23 protein-coding genes are annotated in these 21982 nt (G+C 65.6%); 19 read left to right on the top strand and 4 right to left on the bottom strand.

Annotated features, from left to right (window positions below; all coding sequences use genetic code 11):
* Positions 1-14: 14 nt before the first annotated feature.
* The 3 genes from ACYVHH_RS10415 to ACYVHH_RS10405 all read right to left on the bottom strand — a co-directional run bounded on the left by ACYVHH_RS10415 (position 15) and on the right by ACYVHH_RS10405 (position 3546).
* Positions 15-1541, bottom strand: a complete 1527-nt coding sequence (locus ACYVHH_RS10415; RefSeq protein ID WP_460565070.1) for a GGDEF domain-containing protein — start codon at positions 1539-1541, stop codon at positions 15-17.
* A gap of 80 nt (positions 1542-1621) precedes the next feature.
* Positions 1622-2380: a 3-hydroxyacyl-CoA dehydrogenase gene (locus ACYVHH_RS10410; RefSeq protein ID WP_460565069.1), complete on the bottom strand. Its 759-nt coding sequence runs from the start codon at positions 2378-2380 to the stop codon at positions 1622-1624.
* 113 nt (positions 2381-2493) lie between these two features.
* Entirely contained in the window at positions 2494-3546 is a 1053-nt protein-coding gene (locus ACYVHH_RS10405) for an extracellular solute-binding protein (RefSeq protein WP_460565278.1), read from the bottom strand.
* 98 nt (positions 3547-3644) lie between these two features.
* On the opposite strand from ACYVHH_RS10405, the gene ACYVHH_RS10400 reads away from it, so the two are divergent.
* Positions 3645-4598 (top strand): patatin-like phospholipase family protein, encoded by a 954-nt coding sequence (locus ACYVHH_RS10400; protein ID WP_460565068.1) that lies wholly within the window; start codon positions 3645-3647, stop codon positions 4596-4598.
* Between the two features lie 106 nt (positions 4599-4704).
* On the opposite strand, the gene ACYVHH_RS10395 is transcribed toward ACYVHH_RS10400, so the two are convergent.
* Positions 4705-5247, bottom strand: a complete 543-nt coding sequence (locus tag ACYVHH_RS10395; RefSeq protein ID WP_460565067.1) for a phasin family protein — start codon at positions 5245-5247, stop codon at positions 4705-4707.
* 182 nt (positions 5248-5429) lie between these two features.
* On the opposite strand from ACYVHH_RS10395, the gene ACYVHH_RS10390 reads away from it, so the two are divergent.
* The 18 genes from ACYVHH_RS10390 (at position 5430) to ACYVHH_RS10305 (ending at position 21976) form a co-directional block, all read left to right on the top strand.
* Positions 5430-6401, top strand: coding sequence for a histone deacetylase family protein (locus ACYVHH_RS10390; protein WP_460565066.1), 972 nt, complete (start codon positions 5430-5432; stop codon positions 6399-6401).
* Positions 6398-6835, top strand: a complete 438-nt coding sequence (locus ACYVHH_RS10385) for an acyl-CoA thioesterase (protein ID WP_460565065.1) — start codon at positions 6398-6400, stop codon at positions 6833-6835. The genes ACYVHH_RS10390 and ACYVHH_RS10385 overlap by 4 nt, the downstream gene beginning before the upstream one ends.
* Positions 6836-6912: 77 nt before the next feature.
* A complete protein-coding gene (locus tag ACYVHH_RS10380) occupies positions 6913-7647 on the top strand; it encodes a nitroreductase (RefSeq protein ID WP_460565064.1) in 735 nt (244 codons plus the stop codon).
* Between the two features lie 24 nt (positions 7648-7671).
* Positions 7672-8019: an FKBP-type peptidyl-prolyl cis-trans isomerase gene (locus ACYVHH_RS10375; RefSeq protein ID WP_460565063.1), complete on the top strand. Its 348-nt coding sequence runs from the start codon at positions 7672-7674 to the stop codon at positions 8017-8019.
* 3 nt (positions 8020-8022) lie between these two features.
* Positions 8023-9018, top strand: a complete 996-nt coding sequence (locus ACYVHH_RS10370; protein WP_460565062.1) for a 2-hydroxyacid dehydrogenase — start codon at positions 8023-8025, stop codon at positions 9016-9018.
* Between the two features lie 7 nt (positions 9019-9025).
* Positions 9026-10405: a DNA recombination protein RmuC gene (locus tag ACYVHH_RS10365; RefSeq protein WP_460565061.1), complete on the top strand. Its 1380-nt coding sequence runs from the start codon at positions 9026-9028 to the stop codon at positions 10403-10405.
* Positions 10406-10451: 46 nt separating this feature from the next.
* Positions 10452-12767 (top strand): hydrogen gas-evolving membrane-bound hydrogenase subunit E, encoded by a 2316-nt coding sequence (mbhE, locus tag ACYVHH_RS10360; RefSeq protein WP_460565060.1) that lies wholly within the window; start codon positions 10452-10454, stop codon positions 12765-12767.
* On the top strand, positions 12764-13249 hold the full coding sequence (locus ACYVHH_RS10355; RefSeq protein WP_460565059.1) for an MnhB domain-containing protein: 486 nt from the start codon (positions 12764-12766) through the stop codon (positions 13247-13249). The genes mbhE and ACYVHH_RS10355 overlap by 4 nt, the downstream gene beginning before the upstream one ends.
* Entirely contained in the window at positions 13246-13686 is a 441-nt protein-coding gene (locus ACYVHH_RS10350; protein ID WP_460565058.1) for a sodium:proton antiporter, read from the top strand. The genes ACYVHH_RS10355 and ACYVHH_RS10350 overlap by 4 nt, the downstream gene beginning before the upstream one ends.
* The gene (locus tag ACYVHH_RS10345) at positions 13683-15137 is read left to right on the top strand and encodes a proton-conducting transporter transmembrane domain-containing protein (RefSeq protein WP_460565057.1); all 1455 of its coding nucleotides are present in this window, start codon (positions 13683-13685) and stop codon (positions 15135-15137) included. The genes ACYVHH_RS10350 and ACYVHH_RS10345 overlap by 4 nt, the downstream gene beginning before the upstream one ends.
* 10 nt (positions 15138-15147) lie before the next feature.
* Positions 15148-15498, top strand: coding sequence for a Na+/H+ antiporter subunit E (locus ACYVHH_RS10340; protein ID WP_460565056.1), 351 nt, complete (start codon positions 15148-15150; stop codon positions 15496-15498).
* Positions 15495-15761 carry a monovalent cation/H+ antiporter complex subunit F gene (locus ACYVHH_RS10335; protein WP_460565055.1) on the top strand — a complete coding sequence of 89 codons (267 nt, stop codon included), beginning with the start codon at positions 15495-15497 and terminating at the stop codon, positions 15759-15761. Before ACYVHH_RS10340 ends, ACYVHH_RS10335 begins: the two co-directional genes overlap by 4 nt.
* Complete coding sequence (locus tag ACYVHH_RS10330; protein WP_460565054.1) at positions 15758-16090, top strand: cation:proton antiporter; 333 nt, start codon at positions 15758-15760, stop codon at positions 16088-16090. Before ACYVHH_RS10335 ends, ACYVHH_RS10330 begins: the two co-directional genes overlap by 4 nt.
* 163 nt (positions 16091-16253) lie before the next feature.
* Entirely contained in the window at positions 16254-19085 is a 2832-nt protein-coding gene (locus ACYVHH_RS10325; RefSeq protein ID WP_460565053.1) for a monovalent cation/H+ antiporter subunit A, read from the top strand.
* Positions 19082-19480, top strand: coding sequence for a Na+/H+ antiporter subunit C (locus ACYVHH_RS10320; protein ID WP_460565052.1), 399 nt, complete (start codon positions 19082-19084; stop codon positions 19478-19480). The genes ACYVHH_RS10325 and ACYVHH_RS10320 overlap by 4 nt, the downstream gene beginning before the upstream one ends.
* A complete protein-coding gene (locus ACYVHH_RS10315) occupies positions 19480-21153 on the top strand; it encodes a monovalent cation/H+ antiporter subunit D (RefSeq protein ID WP_460565051.1) in 1674 nt (557 codons plus the stop codon). Before ACYVHH_RS10320 ends, ACYVHH_RS10315 begins: the two co-directional genes overlap by 1 nt.
* Positions 21150-21701, top strand: a complete 552-nt coding sequence (locus ACYVHH_RS10310) for a Na+/H+ antiporter subunit E (RefSeq protein WP_460565050.1) — start codon at positions 21150-21152, stop codon at positions 21699-21701. The genes ACYVHH_RS10315 and ACYVHH_RS10310 overlap by 4 nt, the downstream gene beginning before the upstream one ends.
* Positions 21698-21976, top strand: a complete 279-nt coding sequence (locus ACYVHH_RS10305) for a K+/H+ antiporter subunit F (RefSeq protein WP_460565049.1) — start codon at positions 21698-21700, stop codon at positions 21974-21976. The genes ACYVHH_RS10310 and ACYVHH_RS10305 overlap by 4 nt, the downstream gene beginning before the upstream one ends.
* Positions 21977-21982 lie beyond the last annotated feature (6 nt).

The following is a 21982-nucleotide window of genomic DNA, read 5'->3' as shown; positions in this document are numbered from 1 at the left end:
GGCAGGCTCGCCGGTCAGGCTCTGAAAACGCGGTTCTTGCCACTGCGCTTGGCTAGGTACATGGCCTGGTCGGCCCGGCGCAGCGCGGGGCCGCTGCCTTCGTCGGGGTTCAGCTGTGTGACCCCCGCGCTGAAGGTGATGAGCAGCCCCTTCGTGTCCTGCAGGAAAAGTTGTGTGGTCAGGGCTCTTTGCAGCCGTTCGATGACTTCTTCGGCGTCGCCGATTTCGGTGTCCGGCAGCACGATCACGAATTCCTCGCCACCGTAGCGGGCCACGGAATCCGCAGGCCGCAGGGCCGAGCGGGCCACGTCTGCCAGGTGCTTGAGCGCGGCGTCACCCACGGCGTGGCCGTGTTCGTCGTTGATCTTCTTGAAATCGTCGATGTCCAGCAGGGCGAGGCACACATTGCCCCCCAGCCGCTGGGCACGCGACAGCTCACGTTCCACGACCTCTTCCAGGCCCTTGCGGTTGAGCACGCCGGTCAGCATGTCGTGGCAGGCGACGGCGCTCATGCGGTCCAGTTCGGCCTGCAGCCGCAGCACCTCGGCCTCGGCCTGCGTGGTGCGCTCGCGCAGCAGCTGCAGCTCTTCGCCCACCCGCTGGCTTTCCAGGGCCATGGTGCGCGTGGCCTGGATGGCGTCGTGCAGCGCCGGTGCCATTTCGTCCAGGCTGGTGGCGTTCTGCAGCTGGTTGGCGCATTGCTCCAGCTGCTCCTGGTAGTGGCCGCTGCTGGCGGTCACTTCGCCCAGCCGCTCGATGAAGGTACTCAGGGCGTGCTTCATCAGCGCCTGGGCCTGCAGGCCGCGCTCCTTGGCCTCGGCCTGCTTGTGGATCACGTCGCGCAGCTGGCGCTGCAGGTCTTCCAGGCGGCGGGCTGTCAGCGGGGGCTCGGCCGCCTGGATCAGCGCGTTCATCTGGTTCTGCAGCCAGGGGTTTTCGGGGCTCAGGTCGCCGATGTTCTCGAAAACCATGCGAAGCAGGCCCAGCAGGCCGGAGCGGATCGTTCCCTGTTCTTCCGATACGAAAGACAGCCGGAAGGCAAAGTCCGCCATCATCTTTCGCAGCGTGGGCTGGTGCTGGCTGCTCAGGCGCAGGTAGCGCACGAGTTCTTCGGCCTGCTCGACGATGCGGGCATCGTCGTTGCCCACCGCAGGCAAGGCGTTGTCCACGATGCGTGCCATCTGCTCGCGCAGTTCGGCTGGCAGCGCGGTCTCTTCAACCACAGCCACCGGCGACGTGACGGTCGGGATGGCGTCACTGGAATGGCTGACGTGGTTGACGATGGCCTTTTGCAGGTCCTCCCAGCTGTGCATGCGCACCGCCCGGTCGACCTGGGTCTTCAGGCGGACCTGGCCCGGCGTACGCTCGGGCAGGGCGTGGGCAAGCTGCCGCAGGTTCTCCAGGGGGAACGGGCGCAGCGGCTTGGTGCCAGCCACCTCATGGTAGGCGTTCTGGAAGTTGTCCGGTGTGGGGGGGAGCCGGCGCGAAGCAAGCAGCTTCACCGCGTCTCGCGCGATTTCCTGAGGAATGTGTCCGGCCATGACGAAAAACAGGCATCCTGTGGTGGGATGCCTGTTTATACAGGATAAAGAGGGTGGCGCCCGGCGCGCTCAGGCATGGATCAACGCGGCGCGAGCCGGATGGCACCGTCCAGGCGGATCACCTCGCCATTGAGCATGTCGTTTTCCACGATGTGCTTGACCAGCTTGGCGTAGTCCTGCGGTGTGCCCAGGCGCGAGGGGAAGGGCACACTGGCCGCCAGCGCGTCCTGTACCTCTTGCGGCATGCCGAAAAGCATGGGCGTGCCAAAGATGCCCGGGGCGATGGTCATGTTGCGGATGCCGTTGCGTGCCAGGTCGCGGGCGATGGGCAAGGTCATGCCAACCACGCCGCCCTTGGACGCCGCGTAGGCGGCCTGGCCGATCTGGCCGTCGTAAGCCGCCACTGATGCCGTGGAAATCAGCACGCCGCGCTCGCCGGTGGGCTCCGGTTCGTTCTTGCACATGGCGTCGGCAGCCAGGCGGATCATGTTGAAGGTGCCCACCAGGTTGACCATGATGGTCTTGCTGTAGGTGGCCAGCGCGTGGGGCCCGTTCTTGCCCACGGTCTTCTCGGCAGGGGCGATGCCCGCGCAGTTGACCAGGCCCATGAACTTGCCCAGGGAGGTGGCCTTGGCGATCACGGCCTGCCCATCGGCTTCGCTGCTCACGTCGCATTTGACGAAAGCGCCACCGATTTCCTTGGCCACGGCCTCGCCCTTTTCGGCCTGCATGTCGGCGATCACCACCTTGGCGCCGTTCGCCGCCAGCATGCGTGCGGTGCCTTCACCCAGGCCGGAAGCCCCGCCGGTGACCACGAATACCTTGCCAGCAATCTCCATCTGTCCACTCCTGTGAATTGTTTACGTTTACGTAAACGTCAATTATGGCGCAAAAAAAGCCCGCTCAGGGAGCGGGCTGTCAACCATGCCGGGGGGTGGTCCGGCAGTCGGGGTCACTTGTAGCCGACGCGGTCCAGCATCTGCTGCACCTTGGTCATGTTCTTGGCCACCACGCCGAGGGGAATGTTCTCGGCCTTGAAGTCGCCGCCGCCGATGGCCTTGAGCGCCGGGTTTTCCACCTTCACGCCTTTGGCTGCGGGGAATTCGTTGTTGCCGTTGGCAAAGTATTCCTGCGCAAACGGGCTGGACAGAAACTCCATGAACTGAACGGCGTTGTCCACGTTCTTGGCGTGCTTGGCCACCGCAGCACCGGCGATGTTGACGTGGGTGCCGGTGGTGCCCTGGTTCGGGAACACCACGCGCACGCGTTCCATCACGGCACGGTCTTCGGGTTTGTCGGACTTGACCAACCGGGCGATGTAGTAGGTGTTGCTCAGGGCCACGCCGCACTCGCCAGAGGCCACAGCCTTGATCTGGTCGGTGTCGCCGCCCTTGGGTGCGCGGGCCATGTTGTCCACCACGCCCTTGAGCCAGGCTTCACCCTTCTGGTCGCCCAGGCGGTCCACCACGGTGGCGAACAGAGACAGGTTGTAGGGGTGGGAGCCCGAACGGGTGCACACCATCCCCTTGAGTTTGGGGTCTGCCAGCTGCTCGTAGGTGGCCACGTCGGCGGCCTTCACACGCAGCGGGTCGTACACGATTACACGGGCGCGGGTGGAAAAACCGGTCCATGTCACGCCGTCGGGCGTGGCGGGCGCACGCAGGTTGGCGGGAATGGCCGCATCCAGTTTGGCGGATTTGATCGGGCGGAACAGCCCCTGGCTGTCGGCGGCGGCCATGCGCGCTGCGTCCACCAGCATGACCACGTCGGCCGGGGAGGCTGCACCCTCGGCGCGCAAACGGGCCACAATACCAGCATCGTCCGCATCCACGCGATTGATCTTGATGCCCGTCGTCTTGGTGAAAGTGTCGTACATCACCTCGTCGGTCTGGTAGTGCCGTGCCGAATAGAGGTTCAGAACCTTGTCCTGTGCCTGGACGGAAAAGGCCGCACCGCAGGCAGCGGCCACGGCGAGCAAACGGGTCAGGGAAGTCTTGAAGTTCATCATGAGTGTGTGGATGAGGGTCTATCGTGCTTCGGCGCCCAACGTGATGCCGACGCCGCGTATAGTAACACAAACGCAAATCATTCTTATTGAAGAAAATGGCTGACAGATTTCATCTGCCCCCTTCCGCCACCCGCCGCGGCTTGCTGGCGTTGGCCGCGCTGGGCGCTGCGGGCCTGGCGGGCTGCGGTGCCATGGGGCCGCTTCCATCTACACCGGCGCCGGTGCCAGAGCCTCCCAGGTTGCGCCCGCCCCGCGTGGGCCTCGCACTGGGCGGCGGGGCCGCACGCGGTTTTGCGCACGTTGGTGTGATCCAGGTGTTGGAGCAGAGCGGGATCAAGCCGGACCTGGTGGTTGGCACGTCTGCCGGTAGCCTGGTGGCGGCGCTGTACGCCAGCGGTAAAAATGCCACCGAGCTGGAGCAGGCCGCCCTGCAGATGGAGGAGGCCGCCATCGCGGACTGGACGCTGCCTTTGTTCAACCGGGGGTTGCTGCGTGGCGAGGCCCTTGCGCGTTACGTGAACCGGCAGGTGCAAGGCAGGCAGTTGCACGATATGCCCATGCCGCTGGGCATCGTCGCCACCGAACTGGGTACGGGCAAGGGTGTTCTCTTCCAGCGTGGCGACACGGGGGCTGCGGTGCGTGCCTCCAGCGCCGTGCCGGGCGTGTTCATGCCGGTGCAGATTTCGGGCAAAGACTATGTGGACGGCGGTCTGGTGGCGCCCGTGCCCGTTGAACAGGCCCGTCAGATGGGTGCGGAACTGGTGATTGCCGTGGACATTTCCAGTGCACCGGAGGGCCAGGCCACGACCGATGCCTTCCGCATTGTTCTGCAGACCTTCGCCATCATGGGGCAGAGCATCAACCGCTACGTGCTGTCGGGTGCGGACGTGCTGGTCCGCCCCGCGTTGCAGGGGGTGGGCAGCGCCGATTTCGCGTCGCGCCAGCGCTCCATGGCGGCTGGCCGGGAAGCCATGCAGGCCATGATGCCCAGGCTGCGCGAGCAGCTCCAGGCCTTGCGCCGCCCGGAGCTGGCCGCGCGCAGCCTTTGAGGCGGAAGGCGGACACAAAAAAAGGCCTCACCGGGAGGCGAGGCCTTGAAGGGGTCCCTGAATCCGATTTCGAAGAGACCCGAGGAGACAACCGAAAAAGAGATTCTCAGCGTTTCTTGGCGGCAGGCTTGGCCGCCTGGGTGGCGCTGGCGGCCACCGCATGGAAGTTGCTCTCGGCGATTTCGTTGGCCTGCTGCACGGCCTTCTGCACCGATTCCATGGCAGTGGTGGCAGCCGCCACGGCATTCTTCATCACGGCCACGGCGGCTTCGGAGCCAGCGGGCGCGTTCTTGGCAACGTTGTCAACGACAGCCATGAATTTCTGCTGGGCGTCGCTGGCCTGGCCTTCGGCGACCTTGGCAAACTCAGCGCCAGTGCCGGAAGCGATTTCGTAGAGCTGGCGGCTGTAGGCGGCGGTCTTTTCGGCCAGAGGCTGCATCAGCGAAGCTTGCAGGGCGATCAGTTCCTGGGCGTCCTTGACGCTCATCAGCGCCTGGGCGTTGCTGGCCGATTCGGTCAGTGCTGCCTTTGTGGCCTGGACGTTGAGATCCACCAGGCGCTCAACACCTTCGAAGGCCTTCTGGGTCAGACCGAACAGGGTTTCCATGTTGGCTTTCTGGGCGGCAAGCAGTTGTTCAGCGGTCAGCATCGTCATACTCCAAATGCAAGGGATCGAAGGGATGTTGAGGGCTGCATGTCGATGCAAGTCTTTGTTCTTGCTCATTTGCTGCGCTGCAACATGACTTCAATTATAGGCATCGCTCACCGAATTGCAAGGGGTTTGTTGCGATGCAGCAAAAAAGTTTGTAACACTCCGTGCAGAATGCTCGCGTGCAAAGCTTCTACGCAGACCATTTTGTGCTTCCCCTGCCGCAGGGGCACCGTTTTCCCATGGCCAAGTACTCGCTGCTGCGGGAACGGCTGGCCGAAACCTTGCCGCAGATCCGCATGGGCCAGGCGCAGGCCGCCACCGATGGCGAACTGGCGCTGGTGCACACCCCCCGTTACATCGACGCGGTGGCCAGTGGCGGTCTGAGTCCCGCCGAGCAGCGCGAGATCGGCTTTCCCTGGACGCCCGCCATGGCGGAGCGGGCACGCCGCTCCGTCGGGGCCACAGTGCAGGCTTGCCGGGCTGCTTTGGCTGGCGAAGGCGTGGCCGCCAACCTGGCCGGCGGCACGCACCATGCCTACGCCCACAAGGGCAGCGGCTTCTGCGTGTTCAACGACACGGCCGTGGCAGCCAGGCTGATGCAGGCCGAGTGGGCCAGGCAGGGAAGCGTGAACCGCTTGCGGCCGCTGCGGGTGGCCGTCATAGACCTTGACGTCCATCAGGGCAATGGCACGGCCAGCATCTTCAAGGACGACGACACGGTGTTCACCCTGTCCTTGCACGGCGCGCGCAACTTTCCGTTCCGCAAGGAGCCTAGCGACTGCGATGTCGAGCTGCCTGATGGCTGCGGTGACGACCAGTACCTGGAAGCGCTGGAGCATGGCCTGGGCGAGCTGGAGCGGCGCTTCGATCCCGGGTTGATCATCTACCTGGCGGGGGCCGACCCGCACGAGGGTGACCGGCTGGGGCGCCTCAAGCTCACGGACGACGGCATGGAGGCGCGCGACCGGCGCGTGTTCGACTGGGCGTGGCAGCGCCGCGTGCCCTTGGCCATGTCCATGGCGGGGGGCTACGGGCACGACATCTCCACCACCGTCCGCGTGCAGGTCAACACCTTTCGCGTGGCGGTGTCGCATTGGCAGCGCTGGCAGGGCTCGCAGGCGCCGGGCGGCTGGCACAATCGGGCGGCATGAGCAGCGACCGTCCTCAACCCCAGCCGCGCAGCGCCTACCGCGTGTTCCGCACCATAGGCACGCGCTGGATGGACAACGACATCTACGGCCACGTCAACAACGTGGTGTATTACAGCTGGTTTGACACGGCCGTCAACGGTTACCTGATAGAGCAGGGCGCGCTCGACATCCATGCGGGCGGCGTGATCGGGCTGGTGATCGAGACGCAATGCAACTACTTTGCACCGCTGGCCTTCCCGGACACCGTTCACGCCGGCCTGCGCGTGGCGCACCTGGGGCGTTCCAGCGTGCGGTACGAAGTCGGGCTGTTCAGCAGCAGTGGTGAACAGACGGCGGCAAGCGGGCACTTTGTGCACGTTTACGTGGACCGTCAGACCCGGCGTCCCGTGCCTTTGCCCGACGGGCTGAAGAACGTGCTGGAGACCCTGCGTTGATGACCGTTTCTGCACCAGCGCAGCAACAGCTACATAATTGACGTTTACGTAAACGTCAAACCAGCATGGAGACCGACATGAGCCAGAACCCGCCGTCCTTCAGCCGCCCGCCCGTGGCCGATCCCGCCAGCGTAGACGCCGCCATCGAGGGGCGCCTGTCGGTGCGGGCCTTTCTGCCCAAGCCAGTGCCGCGCGACATGATCGAGCACCTGTTGCGCGTGGCCAGCCGGGCGCCGTCGGGCACGAACACCCAGCCCTGGAAGGTCTACGTGCTGCAAGGCGCCTCGCGCGACGCGCTGGTGCAAAAGGTCTGCGCCGCGCACGACGCCATCCGCGCCAACCCCGCGCTGGCTGAGCAGTACCAGGAAGCCTACGACTACTACCCGCGCCAGTGGGTCAGCCCCTACATCGACCGCCGCCGCGAAAACGGCTGGGGCCTGTACGGTCTGCTGGGCATCACCAAGGGCGACAAGGACAAGATGCACGCGCAACACCAGCGCAACTTCAAGTTCTTTGACGCGCCCGTGGGCCTGATGTTCACCGTGGACAAGATCATGGGTGGCGGCTCGCTGGTGGACACGGGCATGTTCATGCAGAACCTGATGGTCGCCGCACGTGCGCACGGACTCGACACCTGCCCGCAGGCAGCCTGGAACAATTACGCCAGCATCATCCTGCCCCACGTGGGGGCAGGCGACAATGAAATGCTGGTCTGCGGCATGGCCCTGGGCTATGCCGACCCCACTGACAAAGTCAACACCTTCGTCACCCCGCGCGAGCCGGTGCAGGCATTCACCACCTGGCTCGAATAAAACAAATCACCGAAAGGAACCCTCATGAACACCACCCCCAGCGGCCTGCAGTTTGAAGACACCGTGGTGGGCAGCGGCGACGTTGCCCGCGTGGGCCAACGCGTCAGCGTGCACTACACCGGCTGGCTCTACAACAACGGCGAGCAAGGCAGCAAGTTCGACTCCAGCAAGGACCGTGGCCAGCCTTTCGTGTTCCCGCTGGGCGCAGGGCATGTCATCAAGGGCTGGGACGAAGGCGTGCAGGGCATGGCCGTGGGCGGCACCCGCCGCCTGGTTATTCCGCCTGAACTGGGCTACGGTGCGCGTGGCGCGGGTGGCGTGATTCCGCCCAACGCCACCTTGCTGTTTGAAGTTGAACTGCTGGCCGTCTGAGCCATGAGCAACCGCCCCCGCGTCCTGGTGGCACGAGCCATCTTCCCCGAAGTGCTGGAGCGTCTGCGCAGCCACTTCGACATCAGCTACAACGAAAACGACGACGAATGGTCGCCCGAGGAGCTGCGCCAGCGCCTGCAGGGGCACGTGGGGGCGCTCACCACCGGCAGTCAGCGAATTGATGCTGCCCTGCTGCAGGCGTGCCCGCAGTTGCGCATCGTGGCCAACATGGCCGTGGGCTACAACAATTTCGACGTGGCCGCCATGACCGCCGCGGGCGTGGTGGGCACCAACACGCCAGACGTGCTGACCGAGACCACAGCCGACTTCGGGTTTGCGCTGCTGCTGGCGGCCGCGCGCCGCATGGCCGAAAGCGAACACTTCCTGCGGGCAGGCCAATGGAACCGCTGGGCCTACGATATGTTCGCAGGCCAGGACGTGCACGGCAGCACGCTCGGCATTCTGGGTATGGGGCGCATTGGCCAGGGCATTGCCCGGCGCGGTGCGCACGGCTTCGGCATGCGGGTCATCTACCACAACCGCTCGCGGTTGGATGCCGCCACCGAGGCCGAGTGCAAGGCCGCCTACGTCAGCAAGGAAGAGCTGCTGCGCCAGGCCGACCACCTTGTGCTCGTGCTGCCCTACACGCCGCAGAACCACCACGCCATCGGCGCGGCAGAACTGGCGCTGATGAAGCCCACGGCCACGCTGGTCAACATCGCGCGCGGCGGCATTGTGGATGATGCTGCGCTGGCGCAGGCCCTGCGCGACAAGCGCATTGCCGCCGCAGGGCTGGACGTGTTCGAGGGCGAGCCCAAGGTGCACCCGGATCTGCTGACCGTGCCCAACGTGGTGCTGACGCCCCACATCGCCAGCGCCACGCGTGCCACGCGCCTGGCCATGGCCAATCTGGCGGCTGACAACCTGGTCGCCTTTCTGACCCAGGGCCAGCCTTTGACGCCCGTGAATACACCGGAGCAGCTGCGCGCGGCCACATAATCGGGGAATGACCGAATTCCCCAACCTGTGGCTGGCCTTGCTGGCCGTTGTTCAACTGGTTTTCATCGCCTGGCTGGCTTGGCGTGTCCAAGCCGGTTCCGCCGAACCGGCCGAGGCCACAGAGGCCCGGCAGCGGATGCTTGGCCTGCTCCAGTCTCAGGCCGAGCGCATCGACCGTCTGGAAAGCGAACTGCGCCGCGAGGTCAGCGAGTCTGCCCGGGGCCAGCGCCAGGAAGTCACACAGACCCTGGCCACCTTCCAGGACACCCTGCTCAAGCAAGGGGCCGAGACCACCCGCACCCAGAACGCGCAGATCGACGCCTTCGCGCAGCAGCTGGTGCAGCTGCGCGGCACGCTGGGCGACACGCTCACCCAGCAGCTGCAGGCGCTGAGCGAAGCCAACGCACGCCGCCTGGGCGAGGTGCGCGCCACACTGGAAGCCCAGCTCAACCAGCTTCAGCAGAGCAATGCCACCAAGCTGGATGAGATGCGCGCCACCGTGGACGAAAAACTCCACAAGACGCTGGAAACCCGGCTGGCCGAAAGCTTCCAGCACGTGGCACAGCGCCTGGAGCAAGTGCACAAGGGCCTGGGCGAGATGCAGACCCTGGCCGCAGGCGTGGGTGATCTCAAGCACCTGCTGACCAACGTGAAAACGCGCGGCATGTTCGGTGAGGCGCAGCTGGCGGCGTTGCTGGAGCAGGTCTTCACGCCCGAGCAATACGCTGCCCAGGTCGCCACCCGCCCCGGCAGCCGCAATGTGGTGGATTTCGCCATCCGCCTGCCCGGCAAGGGTGATGACGGCACCCCCGTCTGGTTGCCCATCGACGCCAAGTTCCCCAACGAAGACTACGAGCGCCTGCTCGAGGCGCAGCGCGTGGCCGACCCATTGGCGGCAGAGGCCGCCGCGAAGGCGCTGGAAGCCCGTGTCCGCCTGGAAGCAAAGTCCATAGCCGAGAAGTACCTGGAGCCCCCGCACACCACCGACTTTGCCCTGTTGTTCCTGCCCACCGAAGGGCTTTATGCCGAGGTGCTGCGCCGCCCGGGTCTGGTGGAAGCGCTGCAGCGCGAGCACCGTGTCACGCTGGCAGGCCCCACCACCTTGCTGGCCATGCTCAATGCGCTGCAGATGGGGTTTCGCACGCTGGCGCTGGAAAAACGCTCCAGCGAAGTCTGGCAGGTGCTGGGTGCCGTCAAGACCGAGTTCGGCAAGTTCGGCGATGTGCTGGCCAAGGTCAAGACCCAGACCCAGACCGTGCTCAACACACTGGAAAACGCCGAGGTGCGCAGCCGCGCCATGGGCCGCGTCTTGAAGAAAGTCGACTCCTTGCCGACGGAGCAGTCGGGAACTATCCTGGCGCTGCAAGATCGTTACGAAGATACCTAGCGCCTGAGCTTCCGGGCCTATAAAAAGAAAGAGACGATCGCTAACGATGGCCCACACTACTGCTTCCGACCCGGATCACGCCGCCATGAGCCAGCTGGCGCGTGCCGCTTTTGTGCTTCTGCCGCTTTCCGCCCTGGGCCTGGTTCTCTGGCTCGTCGGCTCGTTTGAACTGCCCGTGGTCTGGCACAACGCATGGGTGCCCTCCCTGGGGGTCGACCTGTCGTTCCGCATCGATGGCCTGTCGGTGCTGATGCTGTTGATGATCACTGGCGTCGGGACGGCGGTTTTTGTCTACGCTGGGGGCTATCTGGCAGGCCACTCGCAGCAAAACAGGTTGTATGTCCTGTTGTCGCTGTTCATGCTGGCGATGATCGGATGTGTCACCGCGGACAACCTGATCCTGCTGTTCCTGTTCTGGGAGATGACGAGCCTGGTCTCCTTCCTGCTGGTGGGCTTCAACCACGAGGACCCGGGCAGCCGCAAGTCGGCGCAGCAGGCCTTGCTGGTGACCGGCTCCGGGGGATTGGCCTTGCTGGCGGGTTTCATCCTGCTCGGGCAGGTCATGGGCACCATGTCGGTCAGCGACATCGTCATCCAGCTGCCTGCGGCAGAGCCGTCTGCCGCCCTCACCACCGCCCTGGTGCTGATTCTGGTGGGTGCCTTTACCAAGAGCGCGCAGTTTCCCTTCCACTTCTGGCTGCCGAATGCGATGTCCGCGCCAACGCCGGTGTCCGCGTACCTGCACTCGGCCACCATGGTGAAGCTGGGGGTCTACCTGCTCGCCAGACTGGACCCCGGTTTCGGTGAATGGGCGCTCTGGGAGTGGTGTCTGAAGGGAGCGGGGTCGATCACCGCGGCATGGGGCATGGTGCTGGCGCTGCGCGAGCGCGACCTCAAACGCATCCTGGCATGGTCCACCGTGGCCACGCTCGGAACGCTGGTCACGCTGGTCGGCCTGCGTGGCGAAGGGGCTACCGTGGCGGTGGGGGCGCTTTTGCTGGCGCACGCGCTGTACAAGGCGCCGCTGTTCTTCGTTGCAGGCAACATCGATCACGGTACGGGCACGCGCATGATCGACCGCCTGGGCAACCTGCGGCATGCCATGCCGTGGACCGCCGCGGCGGCGTTGCTGGCCGGTGCCTCGATGGCGGGCATGCCGATGTCGTTCGGCTACATCGCCAAGGACGTCATCCTGGCGGCCAAGGGGGGTGAAGACGTGTTCTTGTTCGCGCGTGCCGCCAACACCGTGTTCGGTGCCATTGCCGTGGCTGTGGCCGCCGTGGCGGCGATACGCGTGTTCTGGCGACACCCGGGCAGCAACGAAACTCCGGACGCTCATGAAGGTGGTCTCGCGCTGGTGTTGCCGCCGCTGGTGCTGGCCGGGGTGGGCATGCTGCTGGGGGTGTTCCCGTTCGTGGTCCAGGATCTCATCGCCGACGCGTCCCTGGCCATGACGCCTGGAACCGAGGCTGTGGTGGTGGGGCTGGCGCTGGAGGTGGGGCCCGCGCTCACGTCGGTTGCCGTGACGCTGGCTGTCGGGTTCACCGTCTTCTTCTTCTGGGACCCATTGCACCGCCTGTTTGAGCGCCTGGCGACAAGGGTGGGGCCGGTTGGCATGGCTTCGCATTACGAGCGTGCGCTGCGCGGCATTCCCTGGCTGGCAGCCAGAACAACCCGCAAGCTGCAGAACGGCCGCCTGCCTGGGTATGGCGTGATATTGCTGGGAACGGTGACGTTGTCGCTGGGTCTTGCGCTGGTGCTGGGCTGGCGTCACTGGCCGTGGCCAGCCTGGGTGACGCCGTCGCTGGGCTTTGCCGGTGCCTGTGCACTGGTTGCCGCCGGGGCGGTTTTGTCGCTGTTCCAGCGGGACCGGCTGGTGCTGTTGTTGTCGGCAGGGCTGGTCGGCTACGGCAGTGCCGTCTTCTTCCTCTATGCCGGGGCGCCCGACGTGGCTTTCACTCAGTTCGTGGTCGAGTCGGTGTTCGTGGTCGTCGTTGCCTCGGTGCTGCTCAAGCTCCGGCTTCAGGGGTACGGGCAGGGGCTGCAGGAGCGCCGCTGGCGCCCCTTGCAGGCTTGGGTTGCCCTGGGCTTTGGCGCGGTGGTCGCGGCAGGGCTGCTGATCGTGGTGGCCGTACCCTTCGATGACACCCTGTCGGCTTTCTTTGCCCAGCAAAGTGTGCCTCAGGCTTTTGGGCGCAACGTGGTCAACGTCATCCTGGTGGACTTCCGTGCGCTCGACACGCTGGGTGAGATCACCGTCGTGATGTTGTCGCTGTTGGCCGCGCTGCCTCTGCTGCAGGCCGTCCGGGGCCGGGGCAAGCCTTCACAGAAAAAGACCGCAGACGGGGAGGCGATGGAATGAACAAGAACTCCGTGATCCTGGAGGTCGTGGCACGCCCGCTGTACTGGGTCATCCTTCTGGCCTCTCTGTGGGTGCTCTTCAGGGGGCACAACGAACCTGGCGGAGGCTTCATCGGCGGCCTGGTGGCCGTCAGTGCCTCGGTGCTCTGGGCCATCGCGCGTGGCAGCGACGAGGCGGCGCGCCGCCTTCCCTTGGGCTCGCCTGTGCGCCTGGCGGCCATGGGGGTTGGGGTGGCGGCGTTGTCCGGGTTGCCCGCATGGTGGCAGGGGCAAAGTTATCTGACGCATTGGTGGGGCGCGCTCCCGCTGGGTCTGACGGACGTGACGCTGTCCACGGTGCTGATGTTCGATGTGGGTGTGTACCTTTGCGTGTGGGGCGCGCTTTCCGGCTATGCGCTTGCGCTGCTGGCGTCTGGCGATGCGAATGAGCAAGGTGACGGGGGCGTTCACGCAGTGGGGACGCAGAGGGAGGAAGAAGCATGATCTGGGTGCTTGCGTTGACCGTATGGGTCACCGTGTCTGCGGGGGTCTATCTCGCGTTGTCGAAGGACGTTTTCCGCTGCGTGCTCGGGCTTGCCGTTCTGGGGAGCGCGGCCAATCTGGTGCTTTTTGCCACGGGGCGGCTCGGCTCTGTTGCCCCAGCGGTCGTGCCGCTGGGCGAGCAGATATTGACGGACGCGGCCAACCCCTTGCCCCAGGCGCTGGTCCTCACGGCCATCGTCATCGGTTTTGCGCTGGTCTGTTTTTCGCTGGCACTGGTGCTGCGCCTGATACAGCGTGCCGGTACCGACGACGCGCTGGCGTTGCGCCAGGCGGAGCCTGTGCCCACCGACTCGGTCAAGCCGCCTTTCGACCTTGAAGGGAACGGGCCCGACTGGCCCGAATCCCCGGGCCGCCTGGATGCGGGAGGCGCGCGATGAGTGCTCTCGCCGTCACACCGGTCCTGGTACCGCTGGTCACCGTGGTGTTCACTGCGCTGACGCAGAAGAAGCCGCTGACGCAGCAGACGCTCAGTTATGCCGGGATCGTGGTTTTCCTGTTCTGCGCGGCAGCCCTGGTTGCGCAGGCGGACCAGGGTAACACCGCCATGGCAGTCTTTGGCGGCTGGGGCGCTCCGTACGGGATCGAATTCCAGGTCGACCGAACCGGCGCAGCGCTGGTGTTGATCACGGCCCTGATGGGGGCTGCCTCGCTGCTGTTTCTGGCCAGCGACGCCGATACCCAGCCCCGGCACCCTTTGCTCCTGCCATTGGTGCATGGCGTGCTTGCGGGCGTGGGTGGGGCGTTTGCCACGGCGGACCTTTTCAACCTCTACGTGTGGTTCGAGGTGATGCTGATCTGCGCGGTGGGCCTGTTTGCCATCGGCGGGCGGCTGGACCAGCTCGACGCCACGTTCAAGTACTTCGTGCTCAACCTTTTCGGCACGCTGCTGCTGCTCATGGCCGTGGGCATGGTCTACGCCGTCACCGGGCATCTCAATTACGGCGCCATTGCCATGGCCATGCCGGGCGTCACCCCCTGGGTGGCCTCCCTGGTCCTGGCAGCCTTGTTGCTGGCGTTCCTGATCAAGGCCGGTGCCTTCCCGCTGTTCGCCTGGCTGCCCGCGTCGTACCACACGTTGCCTGCGCCGGTGCTGGCCCTGTTTGCAGGGCTGCTGACCAAGGTTGGGGTGTACGCCGTGCTGCGTTCGATGGGCGACGTGTTCGCTTCGGCACCACAGGTGCTGTTCGACGTGCTGGGTTGGGTGGCGGCCGCCACCATGCTCTTTGGCGTGCTGGGGGCAGCCTACCACTGGGACATGCGGCGCATTCTCGCCTTCCACATCGTCAGCCAGATTGGCTACATCCTGCTGGGGATTGCCCTGGCGAGCGAGGCGGGCAACGCGGCAACGCTCTTCTACACGCTGCATCACATCGTCGTGAAGGCCAACCTGTTTCTCATAGCCGCCATCGTCTGGCGCCTCACGGGAAGCTACGACCTGCGCCACATCGGCGGGCTGTACCGCCTGCGGCCATGGCTGGGGGTGCTGTTCCTGATCCCGGCGCTCTCGCTGGTGGGCATTCCGCCGCTGTCGGGGTTCTGGGCCAAGCTGCTGGTGCTTCAGGAAGCCCTGGCGCAGGGTAGGGTGGCGTGGACGGTGGTGGCGCTGCTGGTCAGCGTGCTCACTCTGTACTCCATGGTCAAGATATGGATGGAGGCGTTCTGGAAGGCGCATCCCGACCCCGCATGGCGCCTGCCCGTGAAGACTAGGCTGTGGCCAGCGTGGCTGGCCACCGTGGGCCTGGCGGCGGTCACGCTCGCCATCGGGTTGAATCCCCAGGTGCTGATCGACTACAGCCTGTCCGCCGCGCATGCCTTGGGAGGTAGATGAAATGAAGAGAATGCCTGGAAAAGTGCTTGCCGCGGTGCTCCTTGCGCTGCGGTTTCTGAAGGCGGTCATGGTGTCCGGCCTGCAGACGGTGGTGGTCATCGTGCGCGCCAGCACCGGCGAGCGCCGCCCTCCGCCCGCTGCCTTCCTGCGCGTGCGGTTCGCGCCCATGAGCGCACAGGGCGCGGCCCTTCTGGGTTGCATGGTGACGCTCACCCCCGGCACCACAACGCTGGACATCGACATGGACAGGAAAGAACTTTTGCTGCACGTGCTGGACGCGTCCGACACGGACGCCCTGGTAGAGGGCATACGGCGCGATTTCGAGCCCGGGCTGGTGGCACTCTTCGGAGAACACGCATGATCCAGGCTGCAACCATCCTGCTGGTGCTTGGCTCCGTGCTGGCCACGGCCCTGGCAACTGTTCGACTGGTGCGCGGGCCCCGGCACGCGGACCGCATTGTTGCGCTCGACATATTCCTGGCGGCGGCCATCGCGCTGTGCATCGCCGCGTCGTTGAACACCGGCCGGACCGTCTTCCTCGACGTGGCCATCGGACTGGCCGTGGTGGGTTTCGTGGCTACTGTCGGGTGGGCCCGGCTGGTTGACCAGGGGGGGCGGTCATGAGCGTGCTGGCAGCCTTGTTACTGGTGGCCGGGACGCTGCTCCTGGTCCTGGCCGCCTGGGGCGTGATTGTTTTGCCCGACGCGCTTGCCCGGCAGCACGCCGCCACCAAGGCCGGAACCCTGGCGCTCGCACTGGTGTGTCTGGGGGCCATGCTGGCGGTGGGTGACAGCGGCTGGACCTGGCGCCTGCTGCTCGTGCTGGGTTTTCTTTTGGCGACGTTGCCCGTGGCGTCCCATCTGCTCGCTCGCGCAGCCGTGCGTGAGGCGGGCAACGAGGCCGGCGTGAGCCAGGCGCCGCTGGTGGGCGAGCCTCCGGCAGGAGGCGCCTGAGCGAGGCAAGGGCCGGGAAACCTCGCTCTCCACCCCCCGTCCGGGTGCTGCCGGAAGAGGGGGCTCCCGGCTTCACTACAATCGGCGCTGCCTTCTCCCGCCGCCCGGGCGGTCGCGGTGTGCCTCGCGCGCACGATTCACTACGACAACCCCAAGAGACGCCGTGCTGCTGCTGATTGTTTTACTTCCCCTCGTGCTGGGGACGCTGGCCACCTGGTGGCTGGGTTCCCGCTCCCGCCCCCTCACCGCCATGGCGGCGGCGGCCGTCACCGCCACGAGCCTGGGCCTGCTGCTTTCGCAGGCTCCAGGTGTCATGAGTGGTCAGACCCTGGTCGAGTTCCTGCCCTGGGTGCCTGAAATCGGCCTGAACCTGGGTTTCCGGCTTGATGGGCTGTCGCTCATGTTCGCTGGCCTGATCATGGGTATCGGCCTGCTGATCATCCTGTACGCCAGCTACTACCTCAGCCCCGAGGACTCGGCCGCCAAGTTCTATGCCGTCATGATGCTTTTCATGGCGGCCATGCTGGGCGTGGTGCTGTCCGACAACCTCCTGGTCCTGGTGGTTTTCTGGGAGCTGACCAGCGTCTCCTCCTTCCTCCTCGTGGGTTACTGGAGCCACCGGCCCGATGCGCGCAGTGGCGCCCGCCAGGCACTGGCGATCACCGGCGGCGGCGGACTGGCCATGCTCGGGGGCTTCGTCCTGCTCGGGCAGATCGCCGGAACCTTCGAGCTCAGCGAGATGGCAGGGCGGGCTGCGGAGATCCAGGCGCATCCGCTGTTCGTTCCCGCGCTGTTGCTGATCCTGCTGGGTGCGTTCACCAAGAGTGCGCAGTTCCCCTTCCACTTCTGGCTGCCGGACGCCATGGCCGCTCCCACGCCGGTGTCGGCCTACCTGCACTCCGCCACCATGGTGAAGGCGGGTGTGTTCCTGCTGATGCGCATGTACCCAGTGCTCGCCGGTTCCGGCTGGTTCGAGGCTTTCGTCACCGCTGCCGGTCTGGTCACGGTGCTGTTTGCGGCGTTCATCGCCATCTTCAAGCACGACCTCAAGGGCCTGCTGGCCTATTCCACCGTCAGCCATCTCGGGCTGGTGACTTTCCTTGTCGGTCTGGGGTCGCCCCTGGCTGCCGTGGCCGCTGTGTTCCACGTGCTCAACCACGCCACGTTCAAGGCGTCGCTGTTCATGATTGCCGGCATCGTGGACCACGAAACCCACTCCCGCGACATGCGCCAGCTGGGCGGGCTCTGGTCGCTCATGCCGTGGACGGCAACGCTGTCCATGGTCGCGGCAGCCTCCATGGCGGGTGTTCCGTTGACCAACGGTTTCCTGTCCAAGGAAATGTTCTTCACCGAGGCGGTGGTTGGCACGCAGGGCATGTGGGGATGGCTCGTGCCGGTCACGGTCACCCTGGCTGGCATCTGCAGCGTGGCCTATTCGCTGAGGTTCGTGCACGACACCTACTTCAACGGTCCCCTGGGCGACGTACCCAACCAGCATCCGCACGAGCCCCCGCTGGGCATGAAGCTGCCTTCCATTCTGCTGGTGACGATGTGCGTGGTGGTGGGCCTGTTCCCGGCCATCACGTTCGGCCCCCTGGTGGATGTGGCCGCGACCGCACTGGTGGGCCGCCCTCTGCCCGAGTACCACCTGGCCATCTGGCACGGCTTCAATCTGCCGTTGCTGATGAGTGCCATAGCTTTGGTTGCGGGTGTGGGGTTGTACGCGTGGCTGGCCCATGGCAAACGCCTGCACCGCATCAGCTCCGAAGCGTGGTTTGGCCGCGCGACCGGGCGCCAGATCTTCGAGTCCACGATCGACGGGCTCTTTGGCATGGCCGGCCGGGTGTCCAGCCTGTTCGAGAGCGGGTCACTGCAACGCTACCTTGCGTGGATGATCGGCGCGGCCATCGTGGTGGGCGCGGCACCGCTGCTGGGCAGCCAGATCGGCGCGGGTGGCCGTGAGCCGATGCCTGCCAACCCGCTGGCCATCGCCGTCTGGCTCCTGCTGATCGCCACCTGCGTCGTGCTTGTGCTCACACACCACAAACGTTTCCAGGCGGTGGTGCTTGTGGGGGTGGTCGGCCTCGCCACGTCACTGTCTTTCGTCAGCCTGTCGGCGCCTGACCTGGCGCTGACCCAGCTCTCGGTTGAACTGGTGTCCACCGTCCTGCTGCTGATGGGGCTGGCCCTGTTGCCGCAACATTCGCCGCACGAGTCGTCCAGCGGCAGGAAGCTTCGCGACGCGGCGCTTGCCGTGGCTGGCGGTGCCGGGATCGCCTGGATCGCGTGGGTCATGCTCACCCGCGATCACAGCTCCATTTCCTGGTATTTCCTGGAGCAGGCACTTCCGCTTGGCGGGGGCTCCAACGTGGTCAACGTCATTCTGGTGGACTTCCGGGGGTACGACACCTTCGGTGAAATCACGGTGCTTGGCATCGCCGCCATCGGCGTTCTGGCCCTCATGGAAGGCATGAGGACACGCCGCCCGCCGGTGGACACGCAAGGGCGGAACTGGACGTTTGCGCGTCATCCCCTGCTGTTGCGCGTGGCGGCGTCCGTCGTCCTGCCGGTGGCACTGGTGTTCACCGTGTACATCTTCATGCGCGGCCACAACATGCCTGGCGGTGGCTTCATCGCAGGCCTGATCACCGCCGTCGCACTGGTGTTGCAGTTCATGGCCATGGGCCAGGGCCAGGCCGAGTCCTACCTCCGGGCCGAAGGCGGGCGCCGCTTCGTCAGATGGATTGGCACGGGCCTTGGCATCGCCGGCCTGACGGGTGCCGCAGCATTCCTGTTCGGCAGGCCGTTCCTGACCAGTGCGCACGGGCACCCGCATGTGCCGCTGCTGGGCGAGCTGCCGTTCGCGTCTGCTGCGATGTTTGACCTAGGTGTCTATTTCACGGTGGTTGGCGGCACGTTGCTGACCATCTCCGTGCTGGGTTCCGCCAGCCAGGAAGAGTCGGCGAACGCCGCCTCGCGTGGGAGCGCTTCATGAGTATGGAATTTCTGTTGTCCACCGGCATCGGTCTGGTGACGGCCTGTGGCATCTACCTGCTTCTGCGTGGCAGGACCTTTCCGGTGGTGCTCGGCTTGTCACTGCTGGGGTATGCCGTGAACGTGTTCATCTTCGTCATGGGGCGCCTCTGGACAGATGCCCACCCCATCCTGGTCGGCAACGAGCTCGTGGCCGATCCCTTGCCCCAGGCACTGGTGCTGACGGCGATCGTGATCGGCTTTGCCACGACCGGTTTCGTCATCGAACTGGCACTGCGCAGCCGGCACGAAAGCGGCAGCGATCACGTTGACGGTCACGAACCGGGACATGCCGTGGGCTATGTGCCTGCCGATGAGCGCACCGCAGCACCGCGCAAACAGGGAGGGCAGGGCTGATGGACGCCATCTTGGGTTTCTGGGCGCAGCATGCGCCCCTGTTGGCCGTTCTGCTGCCTTCGTTCACCGCTATCACACTGCTCCTGCTCGGCGATCACAACGGCATGTCGGCCCAGGGTGGGGGGCATGCCTTCGCACGCCTGCGCTGGCGCCGCCGTCTCAGCCTGGCTTCGGCCACGCTGGGGCTGGTGATGGCTGCAGGTCTGGTCTGGCGTGCCAGCAGCGGCAACCTGCAGGTCTACGAACTTGGCGAGTGGCCCGCGCCGTTCGGTATCGTGATGGTGCTGGACCGGCTCTCGGCCCTGATGGTGCTGCTGACCTACACCGTGGCCTTGCCGGTCCTCTGGTACGCCAGCGGCGGCTGGGACACCCGCGGGCGCCATTTCCACGCCGTCTTCCACTTCCAGCTGATGGGCCTGTGCGGCGCGTTCGTCACCGGCGACCTGTTCAACCTGTTCGTTTTCTTCGAGGTTCTGCTGATCGCCTCCTACGTGCTGCTCCTGCATGGGCAGGGACGTGAGCGTCTGCGCATGGGCGTGCACTACGTCGTTCTGAACCTGGCCGCCTCCGGGCTGTTCCTCATTGGCTTGTCGATGGTCTACTCGACCACCGGCACCCTGAACATGGCCGACGTCGCGCTGCACGTTGCCAAGCTGCAGGGGGATGCCCTGCTGCTGGCGCAGGCGGCAGCGTTGATCCTGCTGGTGGTGTTCGGCTTGAAGGGGGCGCTTGTTCCGCTGTACTTCTGGCTGCCGGGCACCTACGCGGCGGCCAGTGCGCCTGTCGCGGCGCTGTTTGCCATCATGACCAAGGTGGGGGTTTACAGCATCATCCGCGTGCATTGGGTCATCTTCGGCCTGGACGCTGGCGAGGCCTCGTTCACGGCGGCGTCCTGGCTGCTTCCGCTGGCGCTGACCACCAGCGTGCTGGGCGTCCTGGGCGCGCTGGCATCGCACACGATGAGCCGTCTGGTGGCCTACCTCACGGTGTCGTCCGTCGGAACGATTCTGGCCGGTGTCGGTCTTTTCACACCCGAGACGCTCTCTGCCGCGCTGTACTACACCCTGCACAGCACGGTGGTGATCGCCGGTCTCTTCCTTTTCGTCGAGCTGATGGGTTCGCAGCGTGGCCCGTCCTTCGACAAGCTCCAGCCCGCCCCGGCAGTCAAGGAACCCGTGATGCTGGGTGTGATGATGCTCTTCGGCGCGGCGTCTGCGGCGGGCCTGCCCCCCTTGCCGGGGTTCCTGGGCAAGCTCATGATCCTGGAAAGCTCCGCTGGTCTTGCGGCCCAGCCCTGGGTGTGGACGGTTGTGCTGGTTGTGGGTTTCCTGACGATCGTCGGCCTGGCCAGGGCCGGTGTCGTCGTGTTCTGGCATGTCCAGCCGGGCGTGAACGGACATGATTCTGGCTGCAGCGTGAAGATGCTGGGGGCCGCCTGGTTCTTCATGGGTGTGACCGTGGCGATGGCCGTTTTTGCCGCGCCGGTGAAGCGCTACACGGACGCCACGGCGCAGCAACTGACCGACAAGGCGGCCTATGCGCACGCGGTGCTTGGCCGCCAGGGCGGCGCCGACGTGCGCACGACCGTGCCTTACGATGGCAGGCGCGGTCCCGTGGAGCGGCCAGGTGCGGCCAGCCCAGGGGCTGGCATGGAAGAGGAGAAAGCCGAATGAACCAGACTGTTTCCGTTCGCGGCAGAGCCCGATGGTTTCCGCACCCGGTGCTGTCGCTGCAGCTGGCCGTGACCTGGCTGGTGCTCTCGCACAGCCTGGCGCTGGTGCACCTGCTGTCAGCCCTGCTCATCGCGTGGCTGGTGCCACGCATGCTGGCGCCGTTCCTGGGTGACGCCAGCCGGTTGCACTGGCCTTCGGTGCTTCGCCTGATGCTGGTGGTGCTCTGGGACATCGTCATCTCCAACATCACGGTCGCGCGCATCACCCTGGGCTCCATGAAGAAACCGCAGCCTGCGTGGCTGCGGGTACCCCTTGCCACCGACCATCCGCGGGTCAACGCGATCTTCGCGAGCATCATCACAACCACGCCCGGCACGGTGTCCATGACCATCGACGAACAGCGTCGGGAGATCCTGGTCCACGCGCTGAACTGCGACGATGCGGCGGCCATGGTGAGTGACATGAAGAACCGGTACGAGGCGCCGCTGATCAAGGCGTTCATGCTGGACAGGGCAGATGCCGTTCAACGCAAAGGGGATGTCGCATGACCAGTCTGTTGGATTTCGCCCTGAGTGTCGGCATCGTCACCGTGGCTCTGGCCGTGGTGCTGTGCAGCTGGCGGCTGCTCAAGGGCCCGGAGGTGGCCGATCGCGTGCTGGCCCTGGACACCCTCTACATGAACATGGTCGCGCTGATCATCCTGCTCGATATCCGCTGGGATACGGAGCTGCTGTTCGAGGCGGCGCTGCTTGTCGCCATGCTCGGCTTTGTCTCTACAGTGGCATTGGCCCGCTATCTGACGCGCGGCGACGTCGTGGAATGACTGTCT

This window comes from Hydrogenophaga aquatica, assembly GCF_054780915.1.
This window is presented reverse-complemented; position numbering and strand designations above follow the sequence as displayed.